Origin of the sequence: Bradyrhizobium sp. LTSPM299 (genome assembly GCF_000938235.1) — a bacterium.
GTDB lineage: Bacteria > Pseudomonadota > Alphaproteobacteria > Rhizobiales > Xanthobacteraceae > Bradyrhizobium.
Map to the genome: position 1 here is coordinate 58,041 of NZ_JYMU01000073.1, position 23,397 is coordinate 81,437.

The window sequence follows — 23,397 nt, forward strand, 5'->3', positions numbered from 1 at the left end:
ATCGTTCTTGGTTCGGACGATCTGATCGTCGTTTGAAGTGAGTGGGCTTAGAACAGTTCCTGACCGTGCGCCTCGACATAGGCGGCAAGGCCGAGTGTGTGATCGCGTGCGCGCTTTTCGGCGAGCTCGGTGTCGCGCGCTTCGAGCGCCTCGATGATCCCGAGATGCTCGGGCAGCGAGGTTGCGGTGCGGTCCTTGCGTCCGATCGTGAGCTGGCGATAGCCGCGCACATGCAGCAGGAGGTCGTTGGTCAGATCGACCAGAACAGGTGATTCCGAGAGCGAGATCAGCGCCTGGTGGAAGGCGATGTTGGCCTTGGAGTATTCCTCGACGTGATCCTGCGGCAGGCGGTCGTTGCTGAAGTCCTTGAAGAAGTCGCGCAGCGCCGTGATGTCCTTCTTGCGCGCCGTGGCCGTGATCAGGCGCGCGGCCATGCTCTCGAGCGCGGCCCAGGCGCGGATCATGTCGACGATCTCGGTCTTGGTACGGCGGACCACGATGATGCCGCGGCGTGGCACGGTTTTGACGAAGCCGTCCTGCTCCAGCATCGCGATGGCTTCGCGGATCGGCGTGCGGCTGACGCCCAGCCGCTCGGACAATGCGCGCTCGTCAAGCATCACCTGCTCGGGCGTCGCGTAGATGTCCATCTTGAGAATCGCTTCCTTCAAGGCCTCGTAGGCCTTGTTCTTGAAGCTCGTCTCCGGCGCGATCCGGACGATGGCGATATTTGTCTCGGCCATGTTAGGCGCCGCCTTGATCTGTTTTGGTTCGGGCACGACTCGTCTCCTCCTCTTGGAGACGTCTTCTTAGCAGAAGAAACTACCTTAGTTTTTGGCATGCCAAATACCAGAATGTCAAGATGCCCTAGTTTTCGGCGTTTTTGGACGTTCAGCCATCTTGACAATTTCTTCTCTGGCATACCAAATGCCATCAATCTGTCCCGGGAGGAAGCCAATGTCAAATTCAAAAGATGCGGTTCGCAAGGTTCTCGATGCGGTCAAGGCCGACAAGCGCACGAGCCTGACCGCGCCCGAAGGCAAGCTGGTCTGCGACGCCTACGGCATTCCGGTGCCGAAGGAGGGCGTTGCCAAGTCGGCGGCCGAGGCTATCCGCATCGCATCCGATATGGGTTTCCCCGTCGTGATGAAGATCGTCTCCCCGGATATCCTCCACAAGACCGAGGCCGGCGGCGTCGTGGTCGGCGTCAAGAGCGCGGCCGAGGCTGAAAAGAGCTACGAGACGATCCTGGCTAACGCGAAGAAATACAAGGCGGATGCCAAGATCGAGGGCATCCAGGTGCAGCAGATGCTGGGCGGCGGCACCGAGGTCATCATCGGGTCGATCACCGACGGTTCGTTCGGCAAGCTGGTCGCCTTCGGCCTCGGCGGCGTGCTGGTCGAGATCCTCAAGGACATCACCTTCCGCCTCGCGCCTGCGACCAAACAGGACGCGCTCTCGATGCTCGACGGCATCCAGGCGCATGAGATGCTGAAAGGCGTGCGCGGCGGCGATCCCGTCAATCGCGAGGCGCTGGCCGAGATCATCGTCAAGGTTTCGCAGCTGGTCAGCGATTTCCCCGAAATCATCGAACTCGACCTCAACCCGGTGTTTGCGACCAAGGCCGACGCGATCGCGGCCGATGTGCGCATCGTCGTCGACTTCGATTACAAGCCGCGCCCGGCGCCGCGTCCGACCGAGGAAATCGTCGCCGCGATGAGCCGCATCATGCAGCCGCAGGGCGTTGCGGTGATCGGCGCCTCGGCCGAGGACGGCAAGATCGGCAACTCCGTGATGAAGAACCTGATCAACGGCGGCTACAAGGGCGAGATCTATCCGATCCACCCGAAGGCAGCCGAGATCCTCGGTTACAAGGCCTACAAGAGCGTCAAGGATGTGCCGGGCGTGATCGACACGGCGGTGTTCGCGATTCCCGCGAAGTTCGTCGCCGGCGCACTGGTCGAATGCGGCGAGAAGAAAATCCCGGGTGCAGTGCTGATCCCGTCCGGCTTCGCCGAAGCCGGCGCGCCTGAGCTGCAGGCCGAGATCGTCGAAATCGGCAAGAAGTACAATGTCCGCCTGATGGGGCCGAATATCTACGGCTTCTATTATACGCCGGCCAATCTCTGCGCGACCTTCTGCACCGCCTATGACGTCAAGGGCCATGCGGCGCTGTCGTCGCAGTCGGGCGGCATCGGCATGGCGATCATCGGCTTCTCGCGCTCGGCGAAAATGGGCGTGTCGGCGATCGTCGGCCTTGGCAACAAGTCCGATATTGATGAGGACGATCTGCTTGCCTTCTTCGAGCAGGACCCCAACACCAATCTGATCGCGCAGCACTGCGAAGATCTGAAGGACGGCCGCGCCTTCGCCGAAGCCGCCAAGCGCGTCTCCAAGAAGAAGCCAGTAATCGTGCTTAAGGCCGGCCGCACCTCGGCCGGCGCGAAAGCTGCCTCGTCGCACACCGGCGCGCTCGCCGGCAACGACAAGATCTACGAGGACGTCCTCAAGCAGTCCGGCGTGATCCGCGCCCGGTCCCTGCGCCAACTGCTCGAATTCGCCCGTGGCGTGCCGGTGCTGCCGACGCCGAAGGGCGAGAACATCCTGATCATCACCGGCGCCGGCGGCTCCGGCGTGCTGCTGTCGGACTCCGTCGTCGACAACGGCATGTCGCTGATGGCGATGCCGCCGGATCTCGACGCGGCCTTCCGCAAGTTCATTCCGCCGTTCGGCGCGGCCGGCAATCCCGTCGACATCACCGGCGGCGAGCCGCCGATCACCTATGTCAACACCGTGAAGCTGGGCCTGTCGGATGAGCGCATCCACGCGCTGATCCTGGGCTATTGGCACACGATCGTCACCCCGCCGATGGTGTTTGCCCGCAATATGGTCGAGGTGAAGAAGGAGATGGAGGCCAAGGGCTTCGTGAAGCCGATCGTCGCCTCGCTCGCCGGCGACGTCGAGGTCGAGGAGGCCGCCGAATATCTCTACCAGAACGGCATCCCGGCCTATGCCTACTCGACCGAACTGCCGGTCGAGGTGCTCGGCGCCAAGTACAAATGGGCGCGCGGCGCGGGCCTGCTCTGATTGATCAACAGCGAATGCCGCTTCGGGCATCGTCCGGAGCGGCATTTCTCACGATGCGGGAAAGTTTGGGGTTGAGGCGCCGATTGTCTGACTGAGGATGATATGCAGGTCGCGATGAGGAAGAACGTGATCCGCCGCAGGGCCGTCGAACCGAAATCCAACGCCGACCATGACGCCGAGCCGCGCGACGGCGGCGTGCAATCCGTCGATCGCGCGCTCTCCATCATCGAGACGCTGGCCGAGGACGATCAGGGCTATCGCCTCAGCGACCTTGCGGTCCGCACCGGATTGTCGACCTCGACCGTGCATCGTCTGCTGGCGACGCTGGAAAGCCGCCGCTTCGTGCAGTTCAATCGCGCCGATTTGAAATGGCATGTCGGCTCGCGCGCCTTCACCGTCGGCGCGACCTTCGCCCGCCGCCGCAATTTCTCGGCGCAGACGGTGCCATATTTGCGCAAGCTGCGCGACTTGACGCGGGAGACCGCGAATCTCGCCGTGGTTGACGACGAATTCATCATCGTGCTGACCCGGATGGAAAGCCGCGAGATCATGCGCTCGCTGACCAAGGTCGGCGGCCGTGCCGCGATGGTCGCATCAGGTGTGGGCAAGGCCGTGCTGGCGACCTATTCTGATGAGGCCGTCGGCGCCATCATCCAGCATCACGGCATGCCGCGCATGACCGAGAAGTCGATCGTGCGCCCGGGCGACCTGTTCAAGGAGCTCGAAAAAATCCGCCGCCAGGGCTACGCAGTCGACGACGAGGAGGCCTGCATGGGCCTGCGCTGCATCGCCGCCGTCGTTTACAACGACTGCGCCGAGCCGCTGGCGGCGATTTCCGTCTCCGGCATGACCAGCCGACTGACCGACGACCGGTTGCCGACGTTGGGACAGACCGTGCGCGAGATCGCGGCGGAACTGACAGCCGCGCTGGGCGGCGTGATGCCGGAACTGAGGGCCGGTTAACGGCATCGATGAAATCGAGGCATCTCCGATAATCCGCCCTTAATGGGAACCCGATTATGTGTCGTCGGCGGCACAGCTGTGTCCGGGGGAGGCGTTTACCCATCATGTTGGTTCAGGTCGATTCAAGTTTCGCAAACGACGATCGCGCCCGGGCGGAGATCGGCGCGGCGGTGAGATATCTGCTCAAGGACGCGACCGGCAGCGCGCGGGACGAGATCGTCCAGGCGATCACCGAGCTGGTTCGTGATGTCGCAGGCGGACCGCTCGCGTCAGGCATGTCGTCGAAGCAACCGTCGATGAGCGGCGTCGCCTACAAGGACTATGTGATCGACGCCTACCGGCGCGATACGGACCGATGGCGCGCAACGATCCGCCGCTCGAACGGCAAGAAGATCCGGATTGTCTCTCCGCCGGCGGTGCGCGACGAGGTAACGACCGTCACCGATGCGATCACGGCCGAGAAGGCTGTCGAGTTCGCCAAGCGGGCGATCGACGCCGGCGAGGTGATTTGATCCGCGCCTGCGGTCCGTCGCGGGAAATTAGCTCTGGCGGCGGGCGCCCCGACCTCGGTATACCCATCCATCGCCGTCCAAGCTGATGGCGTCGAGGGCGATCTGCCCCCGATTCAACGATGGGGAACGCCATGCCGTCCGAACTCCGCTCGCCCCGTCTTGCTGTCCTGATCGACGCCGACAATGCGTCCGCGAAGATCGCCGATGGGCTGTTCGAGGAGATCGCCAAGATCGGCGAGGCCAGCGTGCGCCGCATCTATGGTGACTTCTCCAATCCGCGTTCCAAGGGCTGGGCCGACATTCTGTCGAAGCACGCCATCATCCCGCAGCAGCAATTCGCCTATACGACCGGAAAGAACGCCTCCGACATCACGCTCGTCATCGATGCGATGGACCTGCTGCATAGCGGCCGGTTCGACGGCTTCTGCCTGGTGTCGTCGGACAGCGATTTTACCCGTCTTGCCGCCCGCATCCGGGAGCATGGCGTCGACGTGTTCGGGTTCGGCGAACAGAAGACGCCGGAGAGCTTTCGCCAGGCCTGCCGCCGGTTCGTCTATACCGAGAACCTGCGTGGTGGCGTGACCACCAGTCCGGACGCAGCTGCGCGCCCGAAGTCGCTTCAGCCTCTCGAGGCTGCTACCCCCATCATCAAGAAGGTCATCAGCCAGATGGCAAACGAGGATGGCTGGGTGACGCTTGGCGAGGTCGGACGGCAGCTTGCCAACCTTGCCTCAGATTTCGATCAAAGGACCTACGGATTCCGCAACTTGAGCGATCTTGTACGCAAAACGAATGCTTTCGAGATCGATGAGCCCAAAGGCGGCTCCCTGCGAATTCGCATCAAGCCAGCGACCGAAGCGCCTCCCAGACGGCGACGTTCCCGAAAACCCGCGCCGCCCACCACCAGTCCATAAGTGCCGACATGGCACGGCCCCGCTTTTGGCACGGGGAGACCGCTTGGCGCTAAACGTCGATCAGCTAGAGTAACCGCCAACGGACGGACGCGGTTTGCGCGCCCTCCCAAGAAACGCTCGGGAGCAAAAGCATGGGCCGGAAGATCGCGATCTTTGGAGCCGGCGCCGTCGGCGGATATGCCGGCGCGCATATGGTGCAGGCAGGCGAGGACGTCACCTTCATCGATCCATGGCCCGAGCATGTCGAGCACATGCGAACGCACGGCTTGCGCGTCACCCACGCGATGGACGCCGCGGAATTCTCGGTATCCGTGCGCGCGCTCCACGTCACGGATGCGCAGCAGCTCGCCAAGGAGATGCCTGTCGATATCGCCTTTGTCTGCATGAAGTCCTACGACACCGCCTGGGCCACCATGCTGATCCAGCAATATCTGGCGCCGGATGGTTACGTGGTGTCGCTGCAGAACTGCATGAACGAGGAGACGATTGCCGGCATTGTCGGCTGGGGCAAGACGCTGGGCTGCATTGCCAGCAGCATCACCGTCAACCTGCCTGAGCCCGGTCACATCCACCGCGGCGCCGGCAAGGGCGGGGCTGATCATACCGTGTTTCGCGCCGGCGAGGTGCACGGCCGGATCACGCCGCGCGCCGAAGAGGTTTGCCGTCTGGTTGGCTATTCCGACAGCGCCAAGGTAACCGGCAATCTCTGGGGCGAACGGTGGTCGAAACTGGTCGCCAACGTGATGGGCAACGGGCTGTCGGCCTGTACGGGTTTGCCGGGCGGCGAGATCCTGCAGAGCGAACCGCTGCGCCGTTTTTCGACCCGGCTCGGCAGCGAGGCCATCCGTGTCGGACAGGCCCATGGCTATCAGCTCGAGGAGATCCTGCATCTGCCGCCCGAGACCATCGCGCGGGCCGGGGAGGGCGACGAGGCGGCGACGCGGGCCTGTGATGAGCAGCGCTTCAAGGATGCCAAGCGCACCTCGTCGGCGCAGCGCCCCTCGATGGGCCAGGACATGCAGAAGGGCCGGCGCACCGAGATCGAATTCCTCAACGGCTTTGTGGTGCGCGAAGGCGAGAAGCTCGGCATGGCGTGCAACGCCAATGCTGCGCTGACCGATATCGTCAAGCGCGTCGAGCGCGGCGAACTCGCGCCGGATCCCCGGCACATCACGGAACTGCGGATGAATTGAGCGACTGCGACGTCAGATGCGGACGGGTGGAATCGTCCAAGTCGTGCTGAGGACGAAAACGTAGAGGAGGAAGGTCGCGATCGAGGCGAGTGCCAGGGCGATCCCGCTGGTCAACGATAACCGTTCGAGCTCCATGGTTCGGCCGCCGGTGAGGTAGCGCTGCAACGCAAATAGCAAGAAGGGAGCCCCGATCAGAAACGACTGCGCATAGATGGCAAGGCCCAGGCCGGCCAGGATGCCGATCCAGCCGGCGACGAGCGCGGACCTCCGGCTCACGGAGCCGATCAGAGCGTTGAGAATCAACCCGCCATCGAGGGGATAGATCGGTAGCAGATTGACGGCATTGATGACGGCGAACATTTCCGCGGCCTGTGCTGCATGGATTTGGCCGGTTGCTTGGTAGATCGCGACCAGGCCGAGCGTCGGAATGAGGCTCAGGCAGGGACCCATCAGCGCAATGAAGCCGAGCCGGCCTTCGGTCCGATAGGCGGTCTTGGGAACAGCCACGCCACCGAAGAAGGGAATGAGGTAGATGCCGCGCACACCGACGCCGATCATGAGCATCGCCGCGGCGTGTCCGGCCTCATGCAGGACGATGACCACTGCCAGAAGCAGTCCCAGCTTCCAGCCCAGCAGATAGCAGAAGCTCGGGAAGGCCACGGCTGATAGCAGCAGCCCAGTGTTGCCTATGGCGGCAAGGCGATTGTAGGTTCCTGCTTCCTTTTCACACTGCTGCTTGATCAGGTTGGCCATCCGGCGCACGCCGATCGGATAAATGATGCGGTCGCGCAAGGAGCGCACGGTCAACTCGTGGGACATGGTGAGCACCGTTCCCGTGGGTGTCGCCGCGACCATGAGCGTCGATTCGATATCGCGGCCGTCCTCCGGGGGCACGGACAGGGCGTGCGCCACCGTGCGGGCGCGAATGATCCCCTTGTTCTCGTCGTGTTCGAGTTCAAGTGTCACGCTCTGCGCCCGGGACTGGCCGTTCACACTTAGACGTGTCAGCCAGAGGCCTTTGCTATCGGGCACCGGTGCGCGCGATACTTCCATGACCGGCGGTCCATCGAACACCACGTAATCGGCCGTGCTGAAGCGCCACACGGCCTCGCGCGCCGCGTTGATCAGGACCGTGAACTCGAAGCGCAACCGCTTGCGTCCTCTCACGGCGTCGACGAGCCCTTGCAGAGCATAGAACGCGATGCGCAACAATTCGATGGGTAACGTCAGCAGTCCGAGCATGACCGGCTTTCAGGTGAGGCTCGAAATGCCCGGGAACGTTCAAATAAAAGCATTCGCAAAATCTTTGGATTGCACCGCTGCAACGCTAGCATGTGTTGCTGTCCAGCAAACGACCTGTATCGGTTGTCCTTAACAATTCCGATGCGGCTTTCACCGCTGGTCGCGACGATGGATACGATCGTCAGACTTTCCACCGCAAAGCAGAACCAACCTGCTGATTTCGCGCGCGTTTCCGAGTCACCTCCCACCCAGCGGGAAACAAAATCCGATTCGTTGAGATCGCGCCTCGCGGCCGTGATGATGGCGCCAGAGCCAACCTAGTTGAGCGAGGCGCGATATGGCGAAGATGCGAGCGATTGATGCGGCGGTGCGGATCCTGGAAAAGGAAGGGATCACTTGCGCCTTCGGCGTGCCGGGGGCTGCAATCAATCCGCTGTATTCGGCGCTGAAGCTGCGCGGATCGATCCGGCACATCCTGGCGCGCCATGTCGAGGGCGCCTCGCACATGGCCGAAGGCTACACCCGCGCAAAGGCAGGCAATATCGGCGTCTGCATCGGCACCTCGGGCCCGGCCGGCACCGACATGATCACCGGGCTCTATTCGGCGATCGCGGATTCGATTCCGATCCTCTGCATCACCGGTCAGGCGCCGCGCGCACGTCTCTACAAGGAGGACTTTCAGGCCATCGATATCGAGTCGATCGCCAAGCCGGTCACAAAGTGGGCGGTGACCGTGCGCGAGCCTGGCCTGGTGCCGCGGGTGTTCAGCCAGGCATTCCACGTCATGCGCTCGGGACGTCCCGGGCCGGTGCTGATCGACCTGCCGCTCGATGTGCAACTCGCCGAGATCGAGTTCGACGACACGACGTATGCGCCGCTCTCGGTCTACAAGCCGTCGGCCACCCGCGCCCAGATCGAGCAGGCGCTGGAGATGCTCAATGCGGCCGAGCGGCCGCTGATTGTCGCCGGCGGTGGCGTCATCAACGCCGATGCCTCCGAGCTGCTGGTGGCCTTCGCCGAGGCCGTCAACATTCCCGTCGTGCCGACGCTGATGGGGTGGGGCGCGATCCCCGACGATCACGTGCTGATGGCCGGCATGGTGGGGCTGCAGACCAGCCACCGCTACGGCAACGCCAATATGCTGCAATCCGATGTCGTGCTCGGCATCGGCAACCGCTGGGCCAACCGTCACACCGGCTCGATCGAGACCTACACCAAGGGACGCAAATTCATTCATGTCGACATCGAGCCAACGCAGATCGGCCGCGTGTTCAATCCCGATCTCGGCATCGTCTCCGACGCCAAGGCCGCGCTCGAGCTGTTCGTCACGGTCGCAAAGGAATGGCGCCGGGACGGCAAGCTCAGGGAGCGCCAAGCGTGGCCTGCCGCGTGCCAGGACCGCAAGCGGACCATGCTGCGCAAGAGCAATTTCGACGACATGCCGATCAAGCCGCAACGGGTCTATCAGGAGATGAACCGCGCCTTCGGCCGCGACACGACTTACGTCAGCGTGATCGGCCTATCGCAGATCGCCGGCGCGCAATTCCTCGGCGTCTACGGGCCGCGCAATTGGATCAATGCCGGACAGGCGGGGCCGCTCGGCTGGACCTTGCCGGCGGCGCTCGGGGTGCGCGTGGCGGATCCCGCACGCGAGATCGTGGCGCTGTCGGGCGATTACGATTTTCAGTTCCTGATCGAGGAGCTCGCGGTCGGCGCGCAGTTCAAGCTGCCCTACATCCACGTCGTCGTGAACAATTCCTATCTCGGGCTGATCCGCCAGGCGCAGCGCGGCTTCGACATGGACTATCATGTCCAGCTCTCCTTCGAGAACATCAACGCGCCCGAGCTCGGCGTCTACGGCGTCGACCACGTCGCGGTCGCCGAAGGCCTCGGCTGCAAGGCGATCCGCGTCACCGATCCCAATCACGCCGCGGCGGCGTTCCAGACCGCGCGCGAGCTGATGGCGGAATTTCAGGTGCCCGTGGTGGTCGAGTTCATCCTCGAGCGCGTCACCAACATCGCGATGGGCACCGAGATCGACAACATCGTCGAATTCGAGGAGGTGCTCGACCTGCCGCTCGCCGACACGCCGGTCACAACGCGCCAGGGCAGCGTGTTGCAGCCGGCTTGACGCAGGGAGGGACACGCCATGCCGAAATTCGCCGCCAATCTCACCATGCTATTTGGCGAGATGCCGTTCGTCGATCGCTTCGCCGCGGCCAAGGCCGCTGGCTTCGGCGGCGTCGAATATCTGTTCCCCTACGATTTCGAAAAGGCCGAGCTGCGCGAGCAGCTCGACGAGCACGGCCTGACGCAGGTGTTGCACAATCTGCCGGCCGGCAATTGGGCGGCCGGCGAGCGCGGCATCGCGATCCTGCCCGACCGCGTCGACGAATTCCGTGACGGTGTCGCGCGCGCGATCGACTACGCCAAGGCACTGGATTGCCGGCAGCTCAACTGCCTCGTCGGTGTTGCCCCTCGCGACGCCGACATCTTTGAGCTGAACGAGGTGTTGCTCGACAATCTCCGTTTCGCCGCCGATGCCCTGGCGCGCGAGCGGATCAGGTTGCTGATCGAGCCGATCAACACCATCGCATCCCAGGCTTCTTCCTCAACCGGACCGAGCAGGCGGTGCAGATCATCGCCGACGTGCGCTCGAGCAACCTGTTCGTGCAGTACGACATCTACCACATGCAGGTGATGGAGGGCGACATCGCGCGCCGCCTGCAGCGGCACCTGCCGCAGATCGCGCATGTGCAGCTCGCCGACAATCCCGGCCGCAACGAGCCCGGCACCGGCGAGATCAATTATCCGTTCCTGTTCCGCCATCTCGACGCCATCGGTTATCGCGGCTGGATCGGTTGCGAATACAAGCCGCGCACCTCGACGGTCGAAGGCCTTGGCTGGCACGCCGCCCAGACGTTCGAGACGTGATCAACCAGGGACAATCATCAATGATCGACATCGGTTTCATCGGCCTCGGCACCATGGGCCGTCCCATGGCGGCGCATCTCCAGGCCGCCGGCCATCGCCTGTTCCTGCATGACGTTGCGCCGGTCGCCCCCGAATTGCTCGCCGGTGGCGGCGTGGCCTGCAAATCGGGCCGCGAGGTCGCGCAGGAAGCAGACGCCGTCATCATCATGGTGCCGGATACGCCGCATGTCGAAGCCGTGCTGTTCGGCAAGGATGGCGTCGCGGAAGGGCTGTCGAAAGGCAAGATCGTCGTCGACATGAGCTCGATCTCGCCGCTGGCGACCAAGGTCTTCGCGAAGAAGATCGAAGCGCTCGGCGCCGATTATCTCGATGCGCCGGTGTCGGGCGGCGAGGTCGGCGCCAAAGCGGCGAGCCTGACCATCATGGTCGGTGGTCCCGCGCGCGCCTTCAACACCATGAAGCCGGTGTTCGAGCGGATGGGCAAGAACGTCACCCATGTCGGCGGCAATGGCGACGGCCAGACCACCAAGGTCGCCAACCAGATCATCGTCGCGCTGACCATCGAGGCGGTCGGCGAAGCCCTGCTGTTCGCATCGAAAGCAGGTGCCGACCCGGCGCTGGTGCGCCAGGCGCTAATGGGCGGCTTTGCCGCGTCGCGCATTCTCGAAGTGCATGGCGAGCGCATGGTGACGCGCAATTTCAATCCTGGTTTTCGCATCGCCCTGCATCAGAAAGATCTCAACCTCGCGCTTGAGGGCGCGCGTGCGCTCGGTATTTCGCTGCCGGGCACGGCGCTGGCGCAGCAATTGTTCTCGTCCTGCACCGCGCATGGCGGCGAGGCCTGGGATCATTCGGCGCTGGTACGCGCGCTCGAGATGATGGCCGATCACGCGATCGCGGCGGGCTGAACGCGTGACGGGGCCTACAGCAGTTCGCGCACGCCGAGGCCGGCCATGAAACGTTCACGGATCTGCACGGGGTCGCGACGGGTGGCACCGGTGCCGGGCTTGTCGTCGATGCGCACGCCGATCAGGCTCGGGCCCGAGGCCGAAAGTGATTGCTCGATCAGCCGCTCGAAATCGTCTTCGTCGGCAGCCCAGGAGCTGTTGGCAAGGCCGCTTGCGGCGGCGATTGCCACGATGTCGGTATGGCCTGCTGCCGGTGTCGGCTGCGCGCCCGTAATCTGGTAGATGCCGTTGTCCATCACCACCATGGTCAAATTCTTCGGGGCCAGCGTCGCGATGGTGGAGAGGCAGCCGAGCTGCATCAACAGCGAACCGTCGCCCTCTAGCGCGAACACCCGCCGGTTCGGCTGCGCCAGCGCGACGCCGAGCGCGATCGGAAATGCGAGGCCCATGCTGCCCAGCATGTAGAAGTTCTGCGGGCGATGGCCGGCGGCCCAGAGATCGAAATTGGTGTTGCCGATGCCGCCGATCACGGCCTCTTCATGCTTCAGCATTGCGACGAGACGCTGGGTGAGATCGAAGCGGTTCATCACCTTGGTGTTGCGCGCGTGTGTCATGGCTGATCTCACTTGTCGAACACTTTGCCGCCGGTCAACAGCGGCGAGAGGATCAGCGCCACCGGCGCCTGGGTGGTGATAGCCTGCTTGATCGAACGGTCGGCGATGAATTCGAGCTCGTCGAGCCGGGTGATGGTGTGGTGCTCCATCGCCAGCGAATCCAGCACCGGCCGCATGGTGCGGCAGACCAACGCCTGGCCGTAGTTGAACTCGCCGAGCGTGCCGCGCTCGGAGACGAACATGATCAGCGGGATCTGGTAGGGCACCGCCAGCGACGCCAGCACATTGGCGAGCGTGGCGAAGCCTGAGGTCTGCATCAGCACCGCGCTGCGCATCCCGGCCATCCAGGCGCCGGAGACGATGCCGGCAGCCTCTTCCTCGCGCGCGGTCGGGAAGGTGGTAAAGTAGGGATCGGCGTGCAGGTTCTTGATCAGCGTGGTCAGCACCCGGTCGGGCACGTAAGGCACCAGCCGGATCTCGTTGCGCTTCAGCGTCTCAAGCACGATGCCGTGCCAGGTCGGCGAGGGAGTCGTGTCCTTGGGCGAGGCGGCCGCCATCCTGTTCTCCCTGATCGCGCGACGCAGACGGCCGCTTGCGGGGCAAAACTTGACGTCGTGGGCGGGATTGTCAACATGCCCCGGCCGCAACGCGACCTGCGGATTTCGGCGATACGACCCGCCGATCCGGCGTGCGATACAGACGGTAACAATAAGCGTGGGAGGCGTGCATGGCCGGGTGGGTCTGGCGGACGGCCATTGCAGCGGCGGCGATGATCGCGGCCGGCGTTGCATCCGCCCAGCCGTTCCCCACCAAATCCGTTCACATTCTCGTCCCCTATCCGCCGGGCGGCGGCGTCGACGTGCTCACCCGCACACTCGCCGACGTGGTTTCCAAGGCATGGGGGCAATCGATCGTGGTCGAGAACCGGCCGGGCGCCGGCGGGGTGATCGCCTCGCAGACGATTGCGACCTCGGCGGGCGATGGCTACACGCTGATCATGGTGGCTAGCGGCCACGCCACCAATCCGTTCCTGTATCCAAAGCTGCCCTACGACACGTTCAAGGATTTTTCACCGATCTCGCTGCTGGCATCGTCGCCGAACGTGCTGCTGGTGCGCGCCGATTCACCCTTCAAGTCGGTCGGCGACGTCATCGCCGCGGTCAAGGCGAAGCCGGGCAGCCTGACCTATGCGCATGCCGGCAACGGCACATCGACGCATCTCGCCGGCGAACTTCTGAACAATTTGGCGAAGATCGATCTGAGCGCGATCCCCTACAAGGGCGGCATGCCCGCGATAAACGATCTGCTCGGGGGACAGATTCCGATGTCGTTCAACAATGGTCCGGAGTCGATCGGGCAGTTGCAGGCCGGCACGGTCCGTGCACTTGCGGTGACGACGGCCTCGCGCGCGCCCTTCTTGCCCGATGTTGCCAGCATGTCCGAGACCGTGCCGGGTTACGACACCGAGGTGTGGTGGGGCCTGCTCGGGCCTGGCGGTATGCCCGCTGATCTCGTCACCAAAATTTCGCGCGATTTCGTCGCAGCGTTGAATACCGAGTCTGTCAAGGAACGGCTCGGCAAGCTTGGCGCGATCCCGATCGGCAGCACGCCGGACAAATTCGATGCCAAGATTCACGCCGACTACGACAAATGGGGGCCGATCATCAAGGCCGCCGGCATGAAGGCGGAATGAGCCGAATCCCGCAAAACTCTATCGCTTCACACACTGAAGGTTGCCCGAAGACATGACCGTCAACAACAAGCGCGTGTTCTACGTCAAATATCTCGCCCACGAGATCTATGTCGACATCCTCAAGAAAAGGCCGGACGTCCGGCTCGACCGTCTCGAGAATGATACGCCGGAGGCGGCCTTTGCGCCGGTTCTCGCCGATGCGCACGCTTACCAGATTGGTGCTGCGCGCGACGAACTAGCGCCGCACTTCCATGCCCATGCCGAGTTGTTGAAGCGCGCGCCGAATTTGCTGATCGTGTCGTCGAACGGCGCGGGCTTCGATCCCGTCGATGTCGATGCCTGCACCGCGGCGGGCGTGCTTGTCGTCAACCAGTCCGGCGGCAACGCCAATTCGGTCGCCGAGCACGCGCTCGGCATGATGCTGACGCTGTCGAAGCGGATCATCCAGTCGGACCGTCGTCTGCGGCGCGAGGCCAACGTCAACCGCAACGACCTGATCGGCAACGAGCTGAAGGAGAAGACCGTCGGCATCGTCGGTCTCGGCAATGTCGGACGTCGTATTGCCGAGCTCTGCAAGGGGCTGCTGCAAATGAAGGTGATCGCCTACGATCCGTATCTGACGACTGAGGAGATGGCGAAGCGGGGCGGGGAGAAGGTCGAGCTCGACGATCTCCTGCGTCGCGCCGATTTCGTCTCGATCTCCTGCCCGCTGGACAACAAGAGCCGCGGCATGATCAGCAACCGCGAGTTCGCGCTGATGCAGCCGCACGCTTACTTCGTCACGACCGCGCGCGGCTTCATCCACGATGAGGAAGCTTTGGAAGAGGCACTGCGCGCAAAACGCATCGCCGGCGCCGGCCTCGACGTCTGGGACAAGGAACCGCCGCCGCCGGATCATCCGCTGCTGCAGTTCGACAATGTGCTGGCGAGCCCGCACACCGCTGGCGTCACCCGTGAGGCCCGGATAAACATGGGCAAGATCGCCGCCGAACAGATTTTGGACGCCCTCGACGGCAAGCGCCCGCCGCGCATTATCAATCCGGAGGTCTGGCCGGTGTACGCGAAGAGGTTCGAGAAGGCGTTTGGGTTTGCGCCTGGGTAGGGCGGAGGCGCTCATCAGCCGGGACAAGCCCGGGCGCAGGGGCGCGCTGCCAAAATGTCGAAAACAACCCCATGCAAAGTAGCCACCGGCTGCCCGTTCGTCACGGCAGCTTGACACGACGGGCAACTCAGCGGCATTCTTCCATTATTCCGAAATAGCGTAGGCGAAGCCGCCCCTCGCAAGGGGGGAGGGAACCCTACCATCGGCGCGTCCCTGACTCGCGAGCACAAACGCGCGCGACTGCGTCATGTGGCTCAGAAACCCTGGAGAAGATCTTCTTCGTCACGAGCCCAATTGCAGCAACAAACCCACTGCCAAACACCCGCCCGACAACGCGTCCGTTGTTATTTTCCCTGAGATATCGACGACTTAGCCTGATATCGCCATGTTCGCTCTGTGCCCGACAGCTTCCGGGTACGGAAGGAACTTGATCATGCGACAGGTCCAGACATTTCTCCGCGCAGCTCCGGCCAGGATCCGCCGCCGCATTGCGCAGATCGTCGCGATCGCCGCCGCCAGCCTGCCTCAGGCCGGCGCGTAAAGTCAGGCGTGCTGTCCGAGCCGCTCGCGCATCAGACGCACTGATTTAATCCAACCATCCCGGCGCAAGTGCTAATGTGAGTCGTCCGATGCTACGGCGTAGCGGGGAGGATTCCATGTCGCGCTTTGTCGTCCAGTTCATGAAGGACGTGCTCGGCGGCAACGGCCGCGAGCGCGAGGTCTGCCAGGGGGCGCTTGAAATCGACGCCCCGTCCGAAGGTCAGGCGACGGAAATCGCAAAACTCAAATTCTGCGAGCAGCAGGCGCTGTGCGACTGGTCGTTGCATGCCGACCGCATCCGGATCGATGCGGCCGACATTCACGCCTGATCTGTCGTTACAGAGTAACGCCGATCACTCCGGCAGGATGCGCACCGCGCCCTTTGCCGCGCTGCTGGCGAACGCCGCATAGGCCTTCAGCGCGGTCGAGACGGCGCGCTTGCGCGGTGCGGCCGGCTTCCACGCGGCATTGCCCTTGGCGACCATTGCCTCGCGGCGGCGCTTGAGTTCGGCATCCGCGACCTTGAGGTTGACCTTGCGGTTGGGGATGTCGAATTCGATCACATCGCCTTCTTCGACCAGGCCAATCAAACCGCCTTCGGCGGCTTCCGGCGAGACGTGACCGATCGACAGACCCGACGATCCGCCGGAGAAGCGGCCATCGGTGATCAGTGCGCAGGCTTTGCCGAGCCCCTTCGATTTCAGATAGCTGGTCGGATAGAGCATCTCCTGCATGCCCGGGCCGCCGCGCGGCCCCTCATAGCGGATCAGCACGACGTCGCCGGCCTTCACTTTGTTGCCCAGGATGGCGTCGACTGACGCGTCCTGGCTCTCAAAGATGCGGGCCGGACCTGAGAATTTCAAAATGCTCTGGTCGACACCCGCGGTCTTCACGATGCAACCGTCCTCGGCGAGGTTGCCGAACAACACGGCGAGACCGCCGTCCCTGGAATGAGCGTGCTCGGCGTTGCGGATGCAGCCGGTAGCGCGGTCGAGATCGACGTCGTCGAAGCGCTGATCCTGGCTGAACGCTACCTGGGTCGGCACGCCGCCTGGCGCTGCCATGTAGAAATTGCGCACCTTCTCGCTCGTGGTCCGCACGATGTCCCAGCGGTTGAGCGCATCGTCCAGGGTCGCGGTGTGCACCGTCGGCCCATCGGTCGTGAGCAGCCTGGCGCGATCGAGTTCGCCGAGGATCGCCATGACGCCGCCGGCGTGATGCACGTCTTCCATGTGGACATCAGGCACCGAGGGTGCGACCTTGCACAGCACGGGGACCTTGCGCGACAGGCGATCGATGTCGGTCATCGTGAACGGCACTTCGCCTTCGCGCGCGGCGGCGAGCAGATGCAGCACGGTGTTGGTCGAGCCGCCCATCGCGATGTCGAGCGTCATCGCGTTCTCGAACGACTTGAAGTTCGCGATGTTACGCGGCAGCACCTTGGCGTCGTCCTGCTCGTAATAGCGGCGGGCGAGGTCGACGATCAGATGACCGGCCTCGACGAACAGGCTCTTGCGGTCGGCATGGGTTGCCAGCACCGAACCGTTGCCGGGCAGCGCCAGGCCCAGCGCCTCGGTCAGGCAGTTCATCGAATTTGCCGTGAACATGCCCGAGCAGGAGCCGCAGGTCGGACAGGCCGAACGCTCAATCATGTCGACTTCTTCGTCCGTGACGTTGGAATCGGCCGCTGCCACCATGGCGTCGATCAGGTCGACCGCGCGCTTCTTGCCCTTGAGCACGATCTTGCCCGACTCCATCGGGCCGCCCGAGACGAACACGGTCGGGATGTTGAGCCGCAGCGTCGCCATCAGCATGCCGGGCGTGATCTTGTCGCAGTTGGAGATGCAGACCATCGCGTCGGCGCAATGCGCGTTGACCATGTATTCGACGCTGTCGGCGATCAGCTCGCGCGAGGGCAGGCTGTAGAGCATGCCGTCATGGCCCATCGCGATGCCGTCGTCGACGGCGATGGTGTTGAACTCCTTTGCGACGCCGCCGGCCTTCTCGATCTCGCGCGCGACAAGTTGCCCGAGGTTTTGCAGATGCACATGGCCCGGCACGAACTGCGTGAAGGAATTGACCACCGCGATGATCGGTTTGCCAAAATCCTCGTTCTTCATGCCGGTGGCGCGCCAGAGGCCGCGTGCACCCGCCATGTTGCGGCCGTGGGTGGTTGTGCGGGAGCGATAGGCGGGCATCGTAAATCCTTCTCAAATCCTTGGGCTATGGGCATTTTTTAGGGAAGACGCCGTCCTTATGCCCGCCCGGGCCCGCCGTTTCAAGCGCGGAACCGCATGGCTGGACCGCGCTATTTGGCCTCGGTCCCGGCATCCCTGGAGGGAGCGCATCCCTTCGTAACGACGATCTGCGCACTAATCCTCGAACCGAAAGCGGAACGCGTCGCCATGGGTGACCACGCGGCCGGCGGTCGGGGCAGGGAAGTGGCCGGTCAGCAGGTAGCTCGGCGTGTCCGCCAGTTCCTCGAGTAGCGCGAGGCGCGTCGACACGGCCGCGGCGGGATCGGCGTCCGCTGCGTTCGACAGCCACGGCGCGGCGCACTGGATCGGGTGATGGATGACGTCGCCCGACATCACGGCGTGATCATTGCCTCCGTTGAGATGTATCTGCATGTTGCCGACGGTGTGGCCCGGCGCAGGCGCGAAGCGCAAGCGCGCGTCGCGGTCGTCGAACAGGAGGTGATCGGTCTCGACGAACTCGGCCTGTCCCGCCGCGACGACGGGCAGCACGGAATCCTCGAACGAGCCGTGATTGACCGGCGTTTTTGGGGTCGCCCTGTGCGCGGCGTCCCAGTGCTGGTACTCGGCGCGTCCCATCAGGTAGCGCGCGCGCGGAAAGGTCGGTACCCAACGTCCCTCGATCAGTCGTGTGTTCCAGCCGACATGATCGACATGGAGATGCGTGCACATCACGAAGTCGACGTCCTCGGGCCGCACGCCGAGCGCGGCCATGTTCTCCAGATAGGGTTGGTTGAGCTGGTGCCACGCCGGCACGCGCGGCCGCGGCTTGTGATTGCCGCAGCAGGTGTCGACAACAGCGGTCCAGCGCGGTGTGCGCACCAGGTAGGAGTGGTGGCTGAGAATGAAGCGGCCGGTTTCCGGCTCGATATAACGGTGATCGAGCCAGGAGCGATTGGCCGCAATCACCTCGTCGGTGACGTTGGCGAACAGCCATTTTTTGTCGAAGGCAAGCGAGGGGATTTCGACCAGACGGTCGATCCGCATGTTGCCGATCGTGATCTGCCGCATCCGACGATCAGTTCTTGATGAGGTTGCCGAACGGCACCCAGCGCGTGCCGTCGAAACGGATCAGCTGAAGGCTCGTCATCGGCGTAAAGTGGTCCGGCGAATTATTCACGGCGGTGCCGTTGATCAGCATCGGCAGATGCAAATCCTTCAGGCTGGTCGCCTGCTTCATCACATTGGCGCGGGTGAGGTCGTTGCCGGCCGCCTTCAGTGTCGCGACCAGCGTCTGCGCGATGGTGTAGCCGTAGACATTCAGCCAGTCGCTCTTGTTGCCGTCGGGCAAGTACTTGTCCATGAAGGCGACCCATTCCTTATAGCCGGCATCGTCCTTCAGCGATGGATCAGTCGAGTCCTTCAAATACTGGCTTGAGATCACGCCGGTGGAATTGTCCTTGCCAGCGGGTTCGAGCACGCCGCTGATCGAGGCCGAGACGTTGGAGATGATGGTGACAGGCTTCCAGCCGATCTCGCCGATCTTGCGGATCGCCTGTGCCGCGAATTTCGGCGTTGCCGCGACCAGCACCACATCGGCGCCACTGCTCTTCAACAGCAGGATCTGCGTATCAATGGTGGGCGCTGATGTCTCGTAAGGCGCTTGCGCCACGATCGCTTCGCCACCGCCAAGACCTTCCTCGATCGCCTTCAGATAGTCCTTGCCGAGATCGTCGTTCTGATAGAGCACCCCCACCTTGGCGTTGGGATGGCTCGCTTTGATATATTTGGCATAAGCGATCGCCTCGTCGCGATAGGTCGGCTGCCAGCCGACCGTCCACGGGAAATTCTTCGGGTCGTCCCATTTCGCCGCACCGGAGCCCAGGTAGAGCTGCGGCACCTTCTTGTCGTTGAGATATTTGTGCACGGCGCTGTTGGTCGGCGTGCCGACGCCGCCGAAGATCAGCAGCACCTCATCGCTCTCGACCAGACGCCGCGTCTGTTCCACCGTCTTCGGCGGGCTGTAGGCGTCGTCGGCGATGATCATCTGGATGCGCCGGCCATTGACGCCGCCGTCGTCATTGACCTTGCGGAAATAGGCTTCGGCCGATTTGGCGATTTGCGCGAAGGCCGAGACCGGGCCGGAAAGCGGCGCTGTTGTGCCGATCTTGATCGTCTTGTCGTCGGCGCCGCTATCGTATTTGGCGCTCTCGGCCTGTGCGGCGACAGAAGTGAGCAGCGGCAGCAGGATGCAGGCCGCGCGCACATGAGTGCGGACGAAGCGCGCCATGACATGATCTCCCCAAATTGCTCTCCGCCTCTTCGGGACGGAGTTGAAACGCGAGAACTCAGACGAACGATCGTTCGTACGGTTGACTAGCGAACGATCGTTCGTTAGTCAAGGCTACATGGCTGTCTCCACATCCAGCACGGCCGGGGCGGTCGTATCATCCACCCGCGAACGCATCCTCACCGAGGCGCTGCATCTGTTTGCGCAAAGCGGCTATGGGGGCGCCTCGATGCGCGAACTGGCGCGCCGCGTCGGCATCCGCGAGAGCAGCCTCTACAACCATTTTCCCGGCAAGGCTGCGATCCTGGAGGCGATCGTCAGCGAGCACGGCCCGGCGAGTTCGGCCGACCGGCTCGAGGCGCCGCGCTATCGGCAACTCGCGCGGCAGCCGGCGGCGTTCTGCCGCCAGTTCGCACTCGATCTGGTCGAGCAATGGTCCGATCCGCGCGAGCATCAGTTCCAGAAGGTGATCACTGCCGAGCGGAATCGCGTGCCCGGCATCCGCGCCAAATTCGCCGACCATTTCTACGCGCGCGAGCAGAATTTGATGACTGACTATTTTCGCGGTTTTGCGCTGGCCGGTCTGATCTCCACGTCGGATCCGCGCGAGGCGGCGCGGCTGTTCGCGGCCGGCCTGATCTATATCCGCCTTGAGCACTATGTGATGGGCGCGCAGGCTTCGCCGCGGCCGCTGGTGATCGAGGCGATCGAGCGCTATCTCGCCTTCTTCCTGTCGCTGATTGCGGCCAAGGATTCTGACACCTCAGACAAGAAACAACGAAAAACCAAGGGAGAGACGCGTGGCAAGGTTGCCCCTGATTGATCCGGAGACGACGGGCGGAGACATCCGCGCCTCGTTCGACCGCATGCCGGTCAAGCTCAACATTTTCCGCATGATGGCCCATGCCGAGGCCAACATGATCCCGGCGATGCGGCTCGGCAACTCGATCCTGCACAAGCAGAAGCTCTCGGCGGTCAATCGCGAGCTGCTGATCCTGCAGGCGGCGCAGCTCGAAGGCGGTGCCTACGAATGGCGTCAACACGTTCCGATCGCGCTCGGCGTCGGCGTGACACAAGCACAGATCGATGCGGTGGAGCGCGCCGACTACAGCGGCGCGGCATTGAATGGCGCGGAGCGCGCGCTGCTGGTGTTCGGCCGCGAGGTCGTCGAAAACGTTCGCGTCGGCGATGTCGCCTTTGCGGGCGTGCGCCAGCATTTCAGCGACCAGGAGATCGTGGAGGCGATCGTCGCGCTCGGCTTCTACATGATGATGGCGCGCCTGACCGAGGCGACCGAGACCGATCTCGATCCCGCGGCCGGCATGGCCGTGTTCGACGGCGGCAAGAAGCGGAGCGACTGAGATGTCGGAAGCTTCGCTCGACGCCAAGGCGGAACGTTACGTGCGTCCCCTCAGCGCGGAATCGTCAGGCACCGCGCCGGGACGGGGCCGCCTCGAGGGACGTCGCATCCTCGTTGTTGGCGGGGGCCAGCGCGTGTTCGACGCCGCAACCGATCCGATTGGCAATGGCCGCGCCATGAGCCTGCTGTTCGCACGCGAGGGCGCGCAGGTCGCCGTCGCCGATCTCAACCGCGCCTCCGCCGAAGACACGGTTGCGCGCATTACGGCCGATGGTGGCCGCGGCTTTGCGATCGCCGCCGACGTGACCGCCGAGGCTGATGTCGTCAGGATGATCGGCGAGGCGCACCAGACCATGGGCGGGCTCGACGGCATGGTCTTGAACATCGGCACCTTCGGCAAGACCGGGCTCGACAATGTCAGCACGGAGGAGTGGAACAGGATTTACGACGTCAATGTCCGCGGTCCGATGCTGTGCTGCCGCGCCGCCTTGCCGAAGTTCGACAATGGCGGCTCGATCGTCTTCATCTCCTCGATCGCCGCGCTGAAGGCGGGATCGCAGATGGCGGTCTATGATTCCTCCAAGGCCGCGCTCGGTGGTCTCATGCGCAACATCGCTCACACGGGCGCGCGGCGCGGTATCCGCGCCAATCTGGTCTATCCCGGCCTCGTCGACACGCCGAACGGCCGCGAAGCCGGCGCCGGCCGTCCGTCGCGCGGCAAGAGCCAGGTTCCGTTCGGCCGCCAGGCGACGGCATGGGAGATCGCCTATGCCGTGCTGTTCTTCATGTCGGACGAGAGTGTCTATGTCACCGCGCAGACGCTCGCGGTCGACAGTGGCCTCAGCGGGCTGTGATCAAAACTCATTCCGCGGCGAGACCGACCGGGATCGGCGGCCGGCGCTTCTGGGCTCGACCGCTCTTGCGTCCGACATCGCTTGGTCCGAGCGTCGCGGCGGCGGCCAAAAGCTGTTCACGCAGCCACTGGTTCGTGGTGTCACCCTCGGCGGTTGCATGCCAGTACAGATAATTGATGTGCGGGCTGATCGGGAAAGGGCAGGGGAACTGTCGCAATAGTCCCGGCTGCTCCAGCACGGACGCCGCGCTTTCGGACGCCGTCAGCAGCATGTTATTCCGGCTCACGACATGACAGGCGGTCGCGAAGTTCTGGCATAACAGGCGGACAGTGCGCTGGATGCCAAGGCGCTGGAACTGGAAATCCTCAAACGACAATCCGCTGCGCCGCGACGTCACGCAGACATGTTCCATCTGCAAATAGGTCTTCTTGTCGAGCCGCGCGCCGAGGTCGGGATGGTCGCGGCGGGCAAATACCGCGATGCGCTCGGTCAGGATCTGCGCGCGCCGCACCTCTGCCGAGAGCGGCAACAGCGTATCGATCGCCACATCCAGCGTGCCGGCGGCCAGCTCACGCTCCAGGTTGTTGCGCTCGCAGCGCACGGTTGCGATCTCGACCAATGGTGCAACCGCGCTGATCCGGTTGACCAGCGCGCTCAGGATCGGCGCCTCGAGGTTGTTGCGCAGCCCGATCACGAAACGTTTCGGCGTTTTGGCGGGATCGAACCGGTCGGTGTGGGTGAGCGTCGTCTCCAGGCCGTTGATCGCCTGGCGAACCGTGGTGATGATCTGGCGTGCCAGCGGCGTCGGCGTCATCACATGGTGGCGCCGCACGAACAAGGGATCGTTGAACATGGCGCGCAGCCGCCCGAGCGCGTGGCTCACTGCAGGCTGGGTCAGATTAAGGCGGAAACAGGCACGGCTGACGCCGCCCTCGGAGTAGATCGCGTCGAACACGACGAACAGGTTCAGATCGATGTCACGTACATGCATGAACTTAA

At 63.7% G+C, this 23,397-nt stretch carries 21 protein-coding genes and 1 pseudogene; 14 read left to right on the top strand and 8 right to left on the bottom strand.

Features of this window, described 5'->3' with window-relative positions:
• Positions 1-47: 47 nt before the first annotated feature.
• On the bottom strand, positions 48-740 hold the full coding sequence (locus UP10_RS33970) for a GntR family transcriptional regulator (protein ID WP_044539882.1): 693 nt from the start codon (positions 738-740) through the stop codon (positions 48-50).
• A 214-nt stretch (positions 741-954) separates the two neighbouring features.
• Between UP10_RS33970 and UP10_RS33975 the strand changes: the two genes are divergently transcribed.
• From UP10_RS33975 to UP10_RS33995, 5 genes are all read left to right on the top strand, one after another.
• The gene (locus UP10_RS33975) at positions 955-3,084 is read left to right on the top strand and encodes an acetate--CoA ligase family protein (protein WP_044591557.1); all 2,130 of its coding nucleotides are present in this window, start codon (positions 955-957) and stop codon (positions 3,082-3,084) included.
• 114 nt (positions 3,085-3,198) lie between these two features.
• Positions 3,199-4,047, top strand: a complete 849-nt coding sequence (locus UP10_RS33980) for an IclR family transcriptional regulator (protein WP_044591584.1) — start codon at positions 3,199-3,201, stop codon at positions 4,045-4,047.
• A gap of 104 nt (positions 4,048-4,151) precedes the next feature.
• Positions 4,152-4,559 carry a hypothetical protein gene (locus tag UP10_RS33985; RefSeq protein ID WP_044591558.1) on the top strand — a complete coding sequence of 136 codons (408 nt, stop codon included), beginning with the start codon at positions 4,152-4,154 and terminating at the stop codon, positions 4,557-4,559.
• Positions 4,560-4,690: 131 nt separating this feature from the next.
• The gene (locus UP10_RS33990) at positions 4,691-5,473 is read left to right on the top strand and encodes an NYN domain-containing protein (protein WP_044539879.1); all 783 of its coding nucleotides are present in this window, start codon (positions 4,691-4,693) and stop codon (positions 5,471-5,473) included.
• A gap of 131 nt (positions 5,474-5,604) precedes the next feature.
• On the top strand, positions 5,605-6,666 hold the full coding sequence (locus tag UP10_RS33995) for a ketopantoate reductase family protein (RefSeq protein WP_044591559.1): 1,062 nt from the start codon (positions 5,605-5,607) through the stop codon (positions 6,664-6,666).
• A gap of 12 nt (positions 6,667-6,678) precedes the next feature.
• Here the strand turns inward: UP10_RS33995 and UP10_RS34000 are convergent, their stop codons facing one another.
• Entirely contained in the window at positions 6,679-7,908 is a 1,230-nt protein-coding gene (locus UP10_RS34000; RefSeq protein WP_044591560.1) for a metalloprotease, read from the bottom strand.
• A 337-nt stretch (positions 7,909-8,245) separates the two neighbouring features.
• Between UP10_RS34000 and gcl the strand changes: the two genes are divergently transcribed.
• The 3 genes and pseudogenes from gcl to UP10_RS34015 all read left to right on the top strand — a co-directional run bounded on the left by gcl (position 8,246) and on the right by UP10_RS34015 (position 11,750).
• Positions 8,246-10,039, top strand: a complete 1,794-nt coding sequence (gene gcl / locus UP10_RS34005; RefSeq protein WP_044591561.1) for a glyoxylate carboligase — start codon at positions 8,246-8,248, stop codon at positions 10,037-10,039.
• Positions 10,040-10,057: 18 nt separating this feature from the next.
• A pseudogene (gene otnI / locus UP10_RS34010) lies at positions 10,058-10,842 on the top strand (2-oxo-tetronate isomerase).
• A 20-nt stretch (positions 10,843-10,862) separates the two neighbouring features.
• Positions 10,863-11,750, top strand: coding sequence for a 2-hydroxy-3-oxopropionate reductase (locus UP10_RS34015; RefSeq protein ID WP_044591562.1), 888 nt, complete (start codon positions 10,863-10,865; stop codon positions 11,748-11,750).
• Positions 11,751-11,764: 14 nt separating this feature from the next.
• On the opposite strand, the gene UP10_RS34020 is transcribed toward UP10_RS34015, so the two are convergent.
• On the bottom strand, positions 11,765-12,364 hold the full coding sequence (locus tag UP10_RS34020; RefSeq protein WP_044591563.1) for a thiamine pyrophosphate-dependent enzyme: 600 nt from the start codon (positions 12,362-12,364) through the stop codon (positions 11,765-11,767).
• An 8-nt stretch (positions 12,365-12,372) separates the two neighbouring features.
• Entirely contained in the window at positions 12,373-12,921 is a 549-nt protein-coding gene (locus tag UP10_RS34025; protein WP_044591564.1) for a thiamine pyrophosphate-binding protein, read from the bottom strand.
• A gap of 170 nt (positions 12,922-13,091) precedes the next feature.
• Between UP10_RS34025 and UP10_RS34030 the strand changes: the two genes are divergently transcribed.
• The 3 genes from UP10_RS34030 (at position 13,092) to UP10_RS34040 (ending at position 16,028) form a co-directional block, all read left to right on the top strand.
• Entirely contained in the window at positions 13,092-14,057 is a 966-nt protein-coding gene (locus tag UP10_RS34030) for a Bug family tripartite tricarboxylate transporter substrate binding protein (protein WP_044591565.1), read from the top strand.
• Positions 14,058-14,109: 52 nt separating this feature from the next.
• A complete protein-coding gene (locus UP10_RS34035; RefSeq protein WP_044591566.1) occupies positions 14,110-15,159 on the top strand; it encodes a hydroxyacid dehydrogenase in 1,050 nt (349 codons plus the stop codon).
• 656 nt (positions 15,160-15,815) lie between these two features.
• A complete protein-coding gene (locus UP10_RS34040; RefSeq protein WP_044591567.1) occupies positions 15,816-16,028 on the top strand; it encodes a hypothetical protein in 213 nt (70 codons plus the stop codon).
• Between the two features lie 24 nt (positions 16,029-16,052).
• Here the strand turns inward: UP10_RS34040 and ilvD are convergent, their stop codons facing one another.
• The 3 genes from ilvD to UP10_RS34055 form a co-directional block, all read right to left on the bottom strand.
• Entirely contained in the window at positions 16,053-17,897 is a 1,845-nt protein-coding gene (gene ilvD / locus UP10_RS34045; protein WP_044591568.1) for a dihydroxy-acid dehydratase, read from the bottom strand.
• A 174-nt stretch (positions 17,898-18,071) separates the two neighbouring features.
• The gene (locus tag UP10_RS34050; RefSeq protein ID WP_044591569.1) at positions 18,072-18,965 is read right to left on the bottom strand and encodes an MBL fold metallo-hydrolase; all 894 of its coding nucleotides are present in this window, start codon (positions 18,963-18,965) and stop codon (positions 18,072-18,074) included.
• A gap of 7 nt (positions 18,966-18,972) precedes the next feature.
• Positions 18,973-20,184, bottom strand: a complete 1,212-nt coding sequence (locus tag UP10_RS34055; RefSeq protein ID WP_044591570.1) for an ABC transporter substrate-binding protein — start codon at positions 20,182-20,184, stop codon at positions 18,973-18,975.
• 118 nt (positions 20,185-20,302) lie between these two features.
• On the opposite strand from UP10_RS34055, the gene UP10_RS34060 reads away from it, so the two are divergent.
• From UP10_RS34060 to UP10_RS34070, 3 genes are read left to right on the top strand one after another with little or no spacing between them, the layout of a single operon-like run.
• A complete protein-coding gene (locus tag UP10_RS34060; RefSeq protein WP_044591571.1) occupies positions 20,303-21,007 on the top strand; it encodes a TetR/AcrR family transcriptional regulator in 705 nt (234 codons plus the stop codon).
• Complete coding sequence (locus tag UP10_RS34065; protein WP_044591572.1) at positions 20,985-21,545, top strand: carboxymuconolactone decarboxylase family protein; 561 nt, start codon at positions 20,985-20,987, stop codon at positions 21,543-21,545. Before UP10_RS34060 ends, UP10_RS34065 begins: the two co-directional genes overlap by 23 nt.
• Position 21,546: 1 nt before the next feature.
• Positions 21,547-22,398: an SDR family NAD(P)-dependent oxidoreductase gene (locus UP10_RS34070; protein ID WP_044591573.1), complete on the top strand. Its 852-nt coding sequence runs from the start codon at positions 21,547-21,549 to the stop codon at positions 22,396-22,398.
• Positions 22,399-22,405: 7 nt separating this feature from the next.
• Here the strand turns inward: UP10_RS34070 and UP10_RS34075 are convergent, their stop codons facing one another.
• A complete protein-coding gene (locus UP10_RS34075; RefSeq protein ID WP_044591574.1) occupies positions 22,406-23,389 on the bottom strand; it encodes a LysR family transcriptional regulator in 984 nt (327 codons plus the stop codon).
• Positions 23,390-23,397: the final 8 nt, after the last annotated feature.